Raw genomic sequence first — 11467 nt, 5'->3', positions numbered from 1 at the left:
ATGTAGTACGTCACGTTGGTGGCCGCGACGATACCGATGCAGGTCAGCAGGCTGCGCCAATGCTGGGTCGCGACTTCCTTGAACGAGACTTTGGGGCCGTGGGTCAGGCCCTGGCGGTCGCCTTGTTCGAGCTTGTCCATGTGCTGCTGGAAGGCCGGGGTTTCTTCCAGCGCGTGACGCAGGTACAGGCCGATGATGCCCAGGGGCAGGGCGAGGAAGAACGGCAGGCGCCAGCCCCAGGCCTCGAAGTCGGCTTCACCGAGGATCGTCGAGATCAGTACCACGACGCCGGCACCGAGCACAAAACCGGCGATGGAGCCGAAGTCCAGCCAACTGCCAAGGAACCCGCGTTTACGGTCCGGCGCATATTCGGCGACAAAGATCGAGGCGCCGGTGTATTCACCGCCCACCGAGAAGCCCTGGGCCATTTTGCACAACAGCAGCAGGATCGGCGCCCAGATGCCTATCGAGGCGTAGCCGGGGATCAGGCCGATGGCGAAGGTGCTCAGGGACATGATCACGATGGTGGCGGCCAATACTTTCTGCCGCCCGTATTTGTCACCCAGGGCACCGAAGAACAGGCCGCCCAGCGGGCGAATCAGGAAGGGCACGGAGAAGGTACCCAAGGCAGCGATCATTTGTACGCTGGGCGAGGCGTCGGGGAAGAACACCTTGCCGAGCACATAGGCGACGAACCCGTAGACACCAAAGTCGAACCACTCCATGGCGTTACCCAGTGCGGCGGCGGTGATCGCCTTGCGCACCTTGGTATCGTCGACGATGGTGATGTCTTTCAAACCGATGGGTTTGACGCTTTTCTTACGTAATTTCATGCGGGTCACTCTAAAACTGAACAGGGGAGGTGCCATCGTTGCGATGGCACCGCTCTGTCAGTTCAGATACAAGCCGACATGAAATAATTCACCTCTATTTGCGTTTTTTTGCTGATGCGTTGAACTTCATGGCATCAACAAGGAATTATGCGCATGCCTGACACCCTCTCACGCCTGATCTACCGCAAGCCCGAAGCCAACGATGTGCAGCGATTGTTCGCGATCTTCGGTGACCCGCAGACAAATATGTTCAACCCTGCAGGGCCGATGGCCAGCCTGGAGCACGCCCAGCGTGTGCTCAACCATTGGCTCGAACAGTGGGCCGCCCAGGGTTATGGCTGGTGGGCGATCGCCCGTAAGGAGCGGCCTGGGCACCTCATTGGCTTTGGCGGCATAGCGCCGCTTAATTACCTGACCGAGCGGCGCATCAACCTGGGTTATCGCTTCGCCGTGGAGGCGTGGGGGCAGGGCTACGCCACTGAGCTGGGTCGGGATGCGCTGGCGCTGGCCTTCCAAACACTGAATCTGCCGGAGGTTTTCGGCCTGGTGCGACCCGATCATGCGGCTTCGATCCGTGTGTTGGAAAAGCTTGGCATGCAGCCCTTCGGCCTGCTCGACGATGTACCGGGCAAGGCGCCTAGCCGGGTGTTTCGCGTTTGTCATCCTACAACCGCTTTGAACTGATTGTTTATACGCCCAAGTAATACCTGAAGAAACGGCAATCTTTCAGATTGACACCGCCAAGGCGCCCGGCTATAAAAGTCGCAGTTGTACGACGACATATGACGTTACATATGTCCTATCTAACAAAAATAAAAAGTGATGCCATGAATTTGAATGAGCCCATCAACGCCCACCGCGTCGGCCAGGAAGTCGGCAACTATCGCTGGACCATCTGCGCGATGTTGTTCTTTGCCACCACCGTCAATTACCTCGACCGCCAGGTGCTCAGCCTCTTGGCGCCGCAACTGTCGACGCAATTTGGCTGGAGCAACACCGATTACGCCAACATCGCTGCGGTGTTCCAGTTCGTTTATGCGATTGCCATGCTGTTTGCCGGGCGGTTTGTCGACAAGATCGGCACCAAGGCGGCCTATGTGGTGGCGATTGCCATCTGGTCCACCGGCGCGATCATGCATGCGTTCTCGGTGCCGATGGGCGCGGGGATTGCCTCGCTCAGCGCCGCCATCGGCCTGGCGGTGATTCCGGTATCGATTGCTGGCTTTATGCTCTCCCGCGCCGTGCTGGCGATTGGCGAGGCGGGCAACTTCCCCATCGCGATCAAGGCTACTGCGGAATATTTCCCGAAAAAAGAACGCTCCCTGGCCACCGGCATCTTCAACTCCGGCGCCAACGTGGGTGCAATCCTCGCGCCGATCTGTGTGCCGCTGATTGCCGGCATGTGGGGCTGGGAAGCCGCGTTTATCGTGATCGGCATGCTCGGGTTTGTGTGGGTGGCGGTGTGGTCGATGCTCTATGAGAAACCGGAGCAGCAAAAGCGCTTGTCCGCCGAAGAACTCGCCTACATTCGCAGTGACCAGACCGTACAGCCTTTCGCGCCTGAGCCTGTGGGGGCGACGCCGAAAAAAGTCTCGTGGTTCAAGCTGCTGACCTACCGCCAGACCTGGGCGTTCGCCTTCGGCAAGTTCATGACCGACGGCGTGTGGTGGTTTTTCCTGTTCTGGCTGCCCACGTACCTGTCGGCGCAATACAACATGAAAGGCGCGGATATCGTGATGCCGTTGGCCGTGCTGTACAGCATGACCATGGTCGGCAGTATCGGCGGCGGCTGGTTCCCCAGCTACTTTATGGCGCGCGGTGATGCCCCGTATGACGGCCGCATGAAAGCCATGCTGGTGATCGCGCTGTTCCCTCTGGTGGTGCTGTTGGCGCAACCGTTCGGTTACCTGAGCTTCTGGGTGCCGGTGTTGTTGATCGGCGTGGGCGCCTCGGCGCACCAGGCGTGGTCGTGCAACATTTTCACTACCGTGTCGGATATGTTCCCGCAAAAAACCGTGGCATCGGTGGTCGGCATCGGCGGTATGGCGGGCGGCCTGGGCGGTGTAGTGATGACCAAGATCGGTGGCTGGGTGTTCGACTACTACAAGTCCATCAACGACATTCACACCGGCTATATGATCATGTTTGCGATCTGTGCCCTGGCCTACCTCGTGGCGTGGAGCGTGATGAAAGCGCTGGTGCCGCGGCATAAGGAAATCACTGACCTGTAAACCCGTCCCCTGTGGCGAGGTTCAACGGCGGTTACCGATTGCGCGTCACCCGCCAAACGGTGTTGGCCAAGTCGTCAGCAATGATCAGCGCCCCTTTGGGGTCGACCGTCACGCCCACCGGGCGGCCACGGGTCTTGCCGTCGTCGCCACGGAAACCGGTGGCGAAATCAATCGGTTCGCCAGCCGGCTTGCCGTTGCTGAACGGTACGAAGATCACCTTGTAGCCCACCGGGTTGTCGCGGTTCCAGCTGCCGTGTTCGCCGACAAACACGCCGTCGGCGAATTGTTCACCCATGGCCGGTATCGAAAAATCCACGCCGAGTGCCGCAACATGGGAGCCCAGGCTGTAATCCGGCTTGATCGCGGCCGCCACTTTCAGTGGGTTCTGCGGTTGCGCGCGGGGGTCGACGTTCTGGCCCCAGTAGCTGTAGGGCCAGCCGTAGAAGGCGCCTTCGCGCACTGAGGTGAGGTAGTCCGGCACCAGGTCGGGGCCGAGTTCATCGCGTTCGTTGACCACCGTCCACAATTGCCCCGAGCCCGGCTGAATGGTCAGTGCGGTCGGATTGCGCAGGCCGGTGGCATAGGGCTTGCGCGCGCCGCTGGCTGCGTCGATCTGCCAGACCATGGCGCGGTCGATTTCCACTTCCATGCCGCGCTCGGTGATGTTGCTGTTGGAGCCGATGCCCACATAGAGCTGGCGCCCGTCTTCGCTGACGGCCAGGGATTTGGTCCAGTGATGGTTGATCTGCGCCGGCAGGTCGGTGATTTTGGTCGGCGCGCCGCTGGCTTGGGTCTGGCCGTCGGTATAGTCGAAGCGCACCAGGGCATCCTGGTTGGCCACGTACAGCTTGCCGTCGGCGAAAGCCAGGCCATAGGGCGCGTTGAGGTTGTCGGCAAACACGGTCTTGAGCTCGTAGTTGCCGTCACCGTCGGCATCGCGCAGCAACGTGATGCGGTTGCCACCCTTGACCTTGGTGTTGCCCTGAGCCTTGATCACGCTGGCGATTACATCCTTGGGCTTGAGCTTGGCCGCACTGCCGCCACGGCCTTCGGCGACGAGGATATCGCCATTGGGCAGCACCAGGGTTTGCCGAGGAATGGCCAGGTCGGTGGCGATGGCCGTGACGCTGTAGCCTTGCGGCACCGTGGGTTTTTGCTCGCCCCAGGGTGTCGGCTCGGCAATCTTCATGCTCGGCAGCAGGCTGCTTTGTTGCTCGGGCAGTTTGGGATCGGGACCGCGTGCCTGGGTTTTGTCGCCGGCGTCGCCACACGCGCTCAGCAACAGCGCTGCGCTCAGTAAGGTCAGCGTATTGAGTGGGTTCATTTGGCAGCTCCCGAGCGCAGGTTGGTCAGGCCGACCCATGTGGCAACAATCGCCAGAACCGTCACGATCACCGACAGTACCAGGCCCACAGGCATCATGGCGTAGGCGTCCTTGGCATGCTGGAAGGCGTTGACCAGCCCGAGTCCCCAGGTGATCAGTAACAGCAGGAAGTACGCGGCGGGGCGTCCGCCTTTATGCTCGGCGCGCACCAGGTTGACCAGCGCGAACAACAATGCAAAGCCACAAAACACCAAGGCACCGGCGATCAGCCAGGACGCGAAGTTGGCCCATTGGATCTGATAGGTCTGGCCGTAGGCGATGTCACTGAGCAACGCACCGAGAAACAGCGGCACGGTGCCGGCCAACAGGGTCGAGTGCAGCGGGCCAGGCCTGACGAGTGGGTAGGCGGGAAGGGTGGTCATGGGGTCGCGGCTCCTTGTTTTATCCAACGCCCCGGGGCGGGGCAGCGCATAGGGAAGGAGCGTAGAGCCTGGCGGATAGTTCAGCGCAATTCGTGTCGAAATATTATTTCAGGGTTTGACAGCGCCTCAACGGGTCCACACATAGCGCACCTCTTCCAGCGTCACGCCACCGCGCACCAGCGTGCGACGGCTACCCGGGTCTTCAGTGCCGCCAAAGCGTGTGATGCTGTCGCAGCGGTGCGACGATTCGACAAGCCAGCTCCCACAGAGAAGCAGTCATTATGCAGATGCCTGAAAACTGGCATGCTTCAGGGCCTGACAAAAGGAACCCTGTCCATGCCAACCCTGCACCTGCTGTGCGGCAAGATCGCCTCCGGCAAATCCACCCTGGCCAACACTTTGGCCGCTGAACACGCCGCCATCCTGTTGAGCGAAGACCATTGGCTCGCCACACTTTACCCAGGCGAAGTCCTCTCGATTGCCGATTACGTGAGCTGCGCCCAGCGTATTCGAGGTGTGCTCGGGCCGTTGGTGATCAACGTGCTGCAATCGGGCATCAACGTGGTGTTGGACTTCCCAGCCAATACGCTGGCTAATCGCGAGTGGCTGCTGAGCTTGGCTCAGGCTGCGCAAGCGCCGCACTGCCTGCACTATCTGGAGCTGGATGACGCCACCTGCCGCAGCCGTTTACAGGCGCGCAATGCCCAGGGCGAGCATGATTTCGCCGCCACCGACGCCGAGTTTGACCTGATCACCCGCCATTTCTGTGTGCCGAGTGAGGCGGAAGGCCTGGTGATCGAGGTGCATCACCCATGAGTACGGTGACCGGTGTGGATGCCCAGGGCTGTGTGCTGACGCTGGGCAATGCCGCCTTCCAGCCTGAGTTTGAGCCGCTGCTGGCGGATGTCATCGCCAGCCTCTCCCAGTCCGGGCTGGACGGCATTTATGTGTATGGCAGTGTCGCCAGGGGCGAAGCAAACCCAGGCGAATCGGACCTGGACCTTAGCCTGATTCTGCTCGAACCGCCGGATGCACAGGTATTGGCACACTTGGAAACGCTGCGCCAGGCGCTGGAGCAACGCCACCCGGTGGTCACCAAGATTGACTTCGATATCGGCCACCGCGCCGAAGTACTGGCGCCCGAAAACGCAAATAAATGGGGTTTCTGGCTCAAGCATCATTGCCGTTGTGTGTGGGGCGAGGATCTTTCGCTGCGCTTTGAACGCTTCCTGCCTTCGCGCGAAATCGCCCTGGCGTTGAATGGTGATTTTGAATCCGTGTTGAGCGGCTATCTCAACCTCATCCATCAGGCCAATACCCCAACCGAGCGCCTGCGGCTGCAACGCGAAGCGGCTCGCAAGCTGATTCGAGCGACCAACATATTGCGCGGCCCCGACGCGCCCTGGCCGTACACCCTCGAAGAGCACGTTGCCTTGTTCGTACAGCATCACCCCGCGATGCGCATCCAGATCGCGTATTTCCTGTTCGAGGCGCGAAACCCGAGTGCCGTGGGCGAGCCCTTCAGCGTGCGACTGCAAACCTTTATCGACTGGATGGTTTGACAGCAGGTATAGATAGGTAATTTGGCACTCAGGCTCACTTTACCTACGCTGCGCACATCAGGATTTAAAACGCCCCACCAAGCCATTCAGCTCCTGCGACAGGCTCGATAACCGCCCCGAATCATCCTGCGCAGCATTGGCCAGGCTCTCCACCAACCTTGCCTCGTCATAGATCTGCTGGATATGGCGGTTGATCTCTTCGGCCACGCTGTGTTGTTCCTCGGCGGCGGCGGAAATCTGCAGGTTCTGGTCGCGGATCTCGTTTACCATCAAGGCCGCCTTCAGGCCGGCGGTCGCGCTGGTCAGCGGCGCTGGCCCTGCCGTCACGAGAACAGCGGCCCCGCCCATGGAGGCCTGAGCCAGCGCAATCACGGATGCGCCATCGATATAGGCCTGATCGGCCGCTTTGGCGATGGTCGACAGGTAGCCATCAATATCGCCCGCCTTGAACAGCGCCCAGGCGCCTGGAACCAGCTGCACGTCAACGGTTGCGTCTGAGTGCAACGCTGCGCGGTGGAACAGGCTCGAGGTGGGGGCGAGGGTGGTTTCGACGGCGCATAACACCACAACCTTGCCGCCTGCTTGAACGGCTGTGAGAGCGAGGGCTTGGTCCGCCCTGAGGATGGATGACTGGGTACACTCGTCAAGCTCATCAACCGATGGCCCCAACGTCGAGCAGGTGAGCACTACGACGTCGGCGTGCTGAGCGAGTGAAAGTAATGCGTTGGCGGTTGAGGCCGCAATTTCAGGCGTGAGATTACCCATTTCTTCCGCCGCAGCCAGAAGGTCGGTACGCACTTCATGCTGCAAAACGGCGGGTGCGATTCCCAGTGCTTGTGCGGCTGCGTCGAAGACGGCAATGTTGCTGGCTGCGGTATGAAGGCAGGTGATTCGCATAGGCGGTCGCCAGGTTGGAAGTGCTGAGCCCCACAGTGTTATCACAGTTAAGATGCCGTCGACATCTTCTCATTAAGGACAATGCATGCCACTGATCACGGAACGTGTAGCGCTGGCCCGCAACGGCGCCAACGATAAGGTTATTTGCCGCATGGCCTCAGGCTGGGCGGTGATGGGCGATGTGCAGTTCTTGCCGGGCTATTGTTTGTTGTTGCCCGACCCGGTGGTTGCCAGCCTCAATGATCTGGATGCCGAGGCGCGTGCAATCTACCTGCTCGATATGGCGCGCCTTGGCGATGCCGTGCTGGCGGCTACCGGTGCCCTGCGCATGAACTACGAGATTCTGGGCAACTCGGAACCGGAGTTGCATTGCCATATTTTCCCGCGTTACGCCTCGGAGCCGGAGGACAAACGCAAGATGCCGGTGTGGTTCTACGACTGGAAAACCGCCATACCTTACGCTGAAGATCAACACGGTGAGTTGCGCAACACGATCGCGCAGTTACTCAAATCCGCCATGGAAGCTGGATGATGCATAGAAATAATCTGGTCCCGGAATTGATGGTGACCGACCTGAACTGCAGCCTTGAGTTCTGGGTCGGTTGTCTGGGGTTCACGGTGGCTTATCAGCGCCTGGAAGACGGCTTCGCGTATCTTGACCTGGACGGCGCCCAGGTGATGCTTGAACAAGTCGACCCACTCGCCAGTCAATGGCTCACGGGGGCGTTGGAACGGCCGTTCGGGCGCGGCATGAACCTGCAAATTGAGGTCGTGGCGGTACATCCGGTTATTCAACGGCTGGAGAGGGCGGCCTATCCCGTGTTCAAGGCCTGCAAAGACGTGTGGTACCGGGCAGGCGAGGTCGAGGTTGGGCAGCGCGAGTTTCTGGTACAGGACCCGGATGGTTATCTGGTAAGACTGGTAGAGCGGCTTGGTGAAAGGACGAGAGACAATGCGTGAGCGCAAGGCGGCACGCCTTTTGGTGATCAGCCCGGCTCGAAAAGTGCTGCTGTTCCGGTTCGTCCACAAGGACGGGGCACTGGCCGGCAGGAATTACTGGGCGACGCCCGGCGGCGGTGTTGAAGCCGGGGAAACCTTTCACACCGCTGCGATCCGTGAGCTGCGCGAAGAGACCGGCATTGTGGTCAGTGACGTACAAGCGCCGGTAGCAGATCGCCGATTTGAGCTGATGCTACCCAGTGGTGAAACGGTGTTGGCCATTGAGCAGTACTTTGTTGTGCAGGCGCAAAACGAGCACCTGTCGCGAGACGAATGGACAGTGCAAGAAGCCCAGGTCATGGCGGATCACCATTGGTGGTCCACCGAGGAGCTGCATTCGACGGCAGACACGGTATGGCCAGAAGGGCTTATCGACATGCTCGCGCAGGCAGGCGTTTTTTAAAGCATGGCCAGGATATCGGCAGTGGCTGTGACCCTGGCGTAATCCATCGCCAGGTTGCTCAGCGACAGTGCATGCACATCCTCGGCAGGCCAGAGGCGGCCCGATAAATCGGCTTGATCAAAGGTGTAGCAGGCGTCCGCCGCCACTGTTACCTCAAAACCCAGGTTGCCGCCGGAGCGCGCCGTAGACTCGACAGAGTTGTTGGTGATCACCCCAACGATCACCAATTGCCGGATCCCACGCACATGCAGCCAACGCTCCAGGCCGGTGGCGGCGAACGCATCCGGGACGTTTTTTTCCACCACATGCTCATGCTTGAGCGGTGCCAGTGCCGGCTGGAACTCACAGCCCGGTTGGCCCGGCCAAAACACCGAGCCTTCGCTGCGGGACATGTGCCGCACATGCACCACGGGGCGATTGGACTGCCGCCATGCACGCTGCAGGTGCTGTATCTGCACCTCGGCGTCGGGGTTATTGCGGCGCCCCAGCGTGGGGTCATTCATGCCTTGCTGCATGTCGATGATCAACAACGCGGCGTTTGTGGCTAGCGGTTCCATGGCACATCCTTTAGCTGGATCAGGCGCGAAACATAGCAGCGATTGGGCGTGCTTAAACAGGTCTATTGTTCGAAGCTCATTTGCACGATGCACATCGATCCAAAGTGGGAGCTGGCTTGCCTGCGATAGCGGTCTATCCGTGCATACATCGGTGACTGACCCATCGCCATCGCAGGCAAGCCAGCTCCCACAGTCGCCGATACTCCCATCGAGCGCTGGTGCCTTCAATCGCCGTGTGAACCTTCCGCTACGGCTTCGTAAGCAATCAGGGCCGATTGAGTGTATTCACATAAGCACTGAACATAGCGGCCATGCCATCGGCATACACCTCGATTTCGGCAGCGGTGCGCGGGCTGAAGGAAAAGTCCTTGCCCACGCAACCCAGCGTGCTGCGGATCAGGTCACACGCCAGTGCGCGGGTTGCGTCGGGCACCTCGGGCAGCAACTCATGCATGAATGTCTCAAAGGCTTGCCGGCCGGCCGCGCGCACTTGCTCCGCTTCCGGCGCATCGCGGTACAGCGGCGCCGCGTCGTGCAGCGCACCGCGCATCAGCGCCTCCTCGCACTCGGAATGGATAAATGCATGCACCAAGGTACGCAGGCGGGTCAGCGGTGCTATTTCGGTTTGTTCGAGGATGTCGCGCAGCATTTGGGTGGTCTGCTGCCATTCATCACTTTGCAGCCGAAACAGGATCGCGGCCTTGTTGGGGAAATATTGATACACCGAGCCGACACTCACGCCGGCTTTTTCCGCGACCCGCGCGGTGGTGAAACGCGTAGCGCCTTCCTTGGCCAAAACCTGAATAGCGGCTTCGAGAATCGCCGCTACCAACTCGGTCGAGCGTGCCTGTTGTGGCTGTTTGCGCGAGGCAATACGGGGAGTCTGGCGGGTGGTCATTTCGGGCTCCGAGCGCTGGGCGAACGCGAATAGCGAAGGCGATGAATCACTCGCATACTTTTAATGCGACGAATTAATCGCATCTTAGTCCCCCTTCGACGGAAATCAATCATGACCACCCTGACCACCGCGCCTCTTGCAGCCCTGATCGAACGCCTCTACGCCCAAGCCAATGCGGCGACCAGCCCGCTCATCGACACTGTGTCGCCGCAAGAGCGCAACCGCCTGATGCACAGCAAAACCGAGTACCTTGAGCTTTACACGATGCTCAAGGATCTGTGGCTGCCCGTCTCGCGTGACACCGGCAACCTGCTCTATATGCTGGCCCGCAGCAGCCATGCAAAAGCTATTGTCGAGTTCGGCACCTCGTTCGGGTTGTCCACCTTGTTCCTGGCTGCCGCACTGCGCGACAACGGCGGCGGCGTGTTGATCGGCAGCGAATTCGAACCGTCAAAGATTGCCCTGGCGCGCGAACATTTCATCGAAGGCGGCGTCAGCGACCTGATCGAGGTACGTGAAGGCGACGCGCTGGTCTCATTGGCTGCAAACCTGCCGCAAACGGTCGACCTGCTGCTGCTCGATGGCGCCAAGTCGCTGTATGGCGATGTGTTGAACCTGGTAGAGAAGCACCTGCGGCCGGGCGCGCTGGTGGTGGCTGACAACACCAACTACTGCCCTGAATACCTGGCGCACGTGCGCGAACCTGGGAACGGCTATCTGTCGGTGCCGTTTGCCGATGATATCGAACTGTCGATCCGCCTCGGCTAAGGTTCAGCGCTTGCTCAATGCCAAGCGCGCGGCGAACAACACGAAGATCATGCCGGTGGTGCGGTCCATCCACCGGATCACCTTTTCCCTGCGCAGGAAACCGGACAGCGGCCGGGTGGCGCCAATCAGCAGCAGTGACCACAGCAGGCCCAGCAGCACATGAATGCTGACCAGGCCAAAGGTCCAGGCAATCAGCGGCTGGCCTTGGGGGATGAATTGCGGCAGGAAGGACACGTAGAAGATGCCCACTTTGGGGTTCAGCACATTGCCCAGCATGCCCTTGAGGAACCAGTTGCCGCCCGGTTTGCCCTCGGCTTTGGCGGGTGACAGTGAGCGGCGTGGGCGCACCAACATGTTCAGGCCCAGCCACGCGAGATAAGCCGCGCCGCAATATTTGAGCAGGTTGTACGCCAGCTCCGACACTGCAATCAAAGCGCCCAGGCCAAACGCCACGGCCGCGCCCCACAGCAAGCAACCGGCGTTGATGCCGAAGGTGGCGTGCAGCGCCTGGCGTTTTCCTTCGACTGTGGCGGTGCGTAGCACCAGCGCGGTATCCAGCCCCGGCGTGAGCGT

The 11467-nt window shown here is 60.4% G+C and carries 14 protein-coding genes and 2 pseudogenes; 8 read left to right on the top strand and 8 right to left on the bottom strand.

The genetic code is table 11. The features are described 5' to 3' along the window. On the bottom strand, window positions 1–833 hold an 833-nt coding region (gene proP / locus FEM54_RS13070; protein WP_138451252.1), incomplete at its 3' end, for a glycine betaine/L-proline transporter ProP. A gap of 153 nt (window positions 834–986) precedes the next feature. Between proP and FEM54_RS13065 the strand changes: the two genes are divergently transcribed. Continuing rightward, window positions 987–1517 (top strand): GNAT family N-acetyltransferase, encoded by a 531-nt coding sequence (locus FEM54_RS13065; protein WP_138451249.1) that lies wholly within the window; start codon window positions 987–989, stop codon window positions 1515–1517. Between the two features lie 143 nt (window positions 1518–1660). Then, on the top strand, window positions 1661–3064 hold the full coding sequence (locus FEM54_RS13060) for an MFS transporter (protein ID WP_138451247.1): 1404 nt from the start codon (window positions 1661–1663) through the stop codon (window positions 3062–3064). Window positions 3065–3095: 31 nt separating this feature from the next. Here the strand turns inward: FEM54_RS13060 and FEM54_RS13055 are convergent, their stop codons facing one another. Together FEM54_RS13055 and FEM54_RS13050 are read right to left on the bottom strand one after the other, a co-directional pair. After that, window positions 3096–4388 carry a PQQ-dependent sugar dehydrogenase gene (locus tag FEM54_RS13055; protein ID WP_138451245.1) on the bottom strand — a complete coding sequence of 431 codons (1293 nt, stop codon included), beginning with the start codon at window positions 4386–4388 and terminating at the stop codon, window positions 3096–3098. Beyond that, entirely contained in the window at window positions 4385–4810 is a 426-nt protein-coding gene (locus tag FEM54_RS13050; protein ID WP_138451243.1) for a DUF2231 domain-containing protein, read from the bottom strand. The genes FEM54_RS13055 and FEM54_RS13050 overlap by 4 nt, the downstream gene beginning before the upstream one ends. A 336-nt stretch (window positions 4811–5146) precedes the next feature. On the opposite strand from FEM54_RS13050, the gene FEM54_RS13040 reads away from it, so the two are divergent. Both FEM54_RS13040 and FEM54_RS13035 read left to right on the top strand, forming a co-directional pair. Continuing rightward, a complete protein-coding gene (locus FEM54_RS13040; RefSeq protein ID WP_017138948.1) occupies window positions 5147–5626 on the top strand; it encodes a P-loop nucleotide/nucleoside kinase family protein in 480 nt (159 codons plus the stop codon). Continuing rightward, window positions 5623–6372, top strand: a complete 750-nt coding sequence (locus tag FEM54_RS13035) for a nucleotidyltransferase domain-containing protein (protein WP_138451241.1) — start codon at window positions 5623–5625, stop codon at window positions 6370–6372. The genes FEM54_RS13040 and FEM54_RS13035 overlap by 4 nt, the downstream gene beginning before the upstream one ends. 57 nt (window positions 6373–6429) lie before the next feature. Here FEM54_RS13035 and FEM54_RS34325 read toward each other — a convergent pair. Both FEM54_RS34325 and FEM54_RS34645 read right to left on the bottom strand, forming a co-directional pair. Continuing rightward, window positions 6430–6645, bottom strand: a pseudogene (locus FEM54_RS34325) (methyl-accepting chemotaxis protein); the annotation flags it as partial. A 72-nt stretch (window positions 6646–6717) separates the two neighbouring features. After that, window positions 6718–7137, bottom strand: a pseudogene (locus FEM54_RS34645) (aspartate/glutamate racemase family protein); the annotation flags it as partial. A 217-nt stretch (window positions 7138–7354) separates the two neighbouring features. Here FEM54_RS34645 and FEM54_RS13025 point away from each other — a divergent pair. The 3 genes from FEM54_RS13025 to FEM54_RS13015 are packed head-to-tail and all read left to right on the top strand — an operon-like array spanning window position 7355 to window position 8671. Next, window positions 7355–7801 (top strand): HIT family protein, encoded by a 447-nt coding sequence (locus FEM54_RS13025; protein ID WP_138451237.1) that lies wholly within the window; start codon window positions 7355–7357, stop codon window positions 7799–7801. Next, window positions 7798–8229, top strand: coding sequence for a bleomycin resistance protein (locus FEM54_RS13020; protein ID WP_138451236.1), 432 nt, complete (start codon window positions 7798–7800; stop codon window positions 8227–8229). The genes FEM54_RS13025 and FEM54_RS13020 overlap by 4 nt, the downstream gene beginning before the upstream one ends. Beyond that, window positions 8222–8671, top strand: a complete 450-nt coding sequence (locus FEM54_RS13015) for an NUDIX hydrolase (protein WP_138451234.1) — start codon at window positions 8222–8224, stop codon at window positions 8669–8671. Before FEM54_RS13020 ends, FEM54_RS13015 begins: the two co-directional genes overlap by 8 nt. Here the strand turns inward: FEM54_RS13015 and FEM54_RS13010 are convergent. Continuing rightward, window positions 8668–9228: a cysteine hydrolase family protein gene (locus FEM54_RS13010; RefSeq protein ID WP_017138942.1), complete on the bottom strand. Its 561-nt coding sequence runs from the start codon at window positions 9226–9228 to the stop codon at window positions 8668–8670. The two genes, FEM54_RS13015 and FEM54_RS13010, sit on opposite strands and share 4 nt — an antisense overlap. Window positions 9229–9493: 265 nt before the next feature. After that, complete coding sequence (locus FEM54_RS13005; RefSeq protein ID WP_017138941.1) at window positions 9494–10126, bottom strand: TetR/AcrR family transcriptional regulator; 633 nt, start codon at window positions 10124–10126, stop codon at window positions 9494–9496. Window positions 10127–10237: 111 nt separating this feature from the next. On the opposite strand from FEM54_RS13005, the gene FEM54_RS13000 reads away from it, so the two are divergent. Next, window positions 10238–10894: an O-methyltransferase gene (locus tag FEM54_RS13000; protein ID WP_017138940.1), complete on the top strand. Its 657-nt coding sequence runs from the start codon at window positions 10238–10240 to the stop codon at window positions 10892–10894. A 3-nt stretch (window positions 10895–10897) separates the two neighbouring features. On the opposite strand, the gene FEM54_RS12995 is transcribed toward FEM54_RS13000, so the two are convergent. Further along, window positions 10898–11467: LysE family translocator (locus tag FEM54_RS12995; protein WP_138451232.1), on the bottom strand; the 570-nt coding region annotated here is incomplete at its 5' end.

The organism is Pseudomonas edaphica (assembly GCF_005863185.1).
In the GTDB taxonomy this organism is placed as follows: Bacteria; Pseudomonadota; Gammaproteobacteria; order Pseudomonadales; family Pseudomonadaceae; genus Aquipseudomonas; species Aquipseudomonas edaphica.
This window is presented reverse-complemented; position numbering and strand designations above follow the sequence as displayed.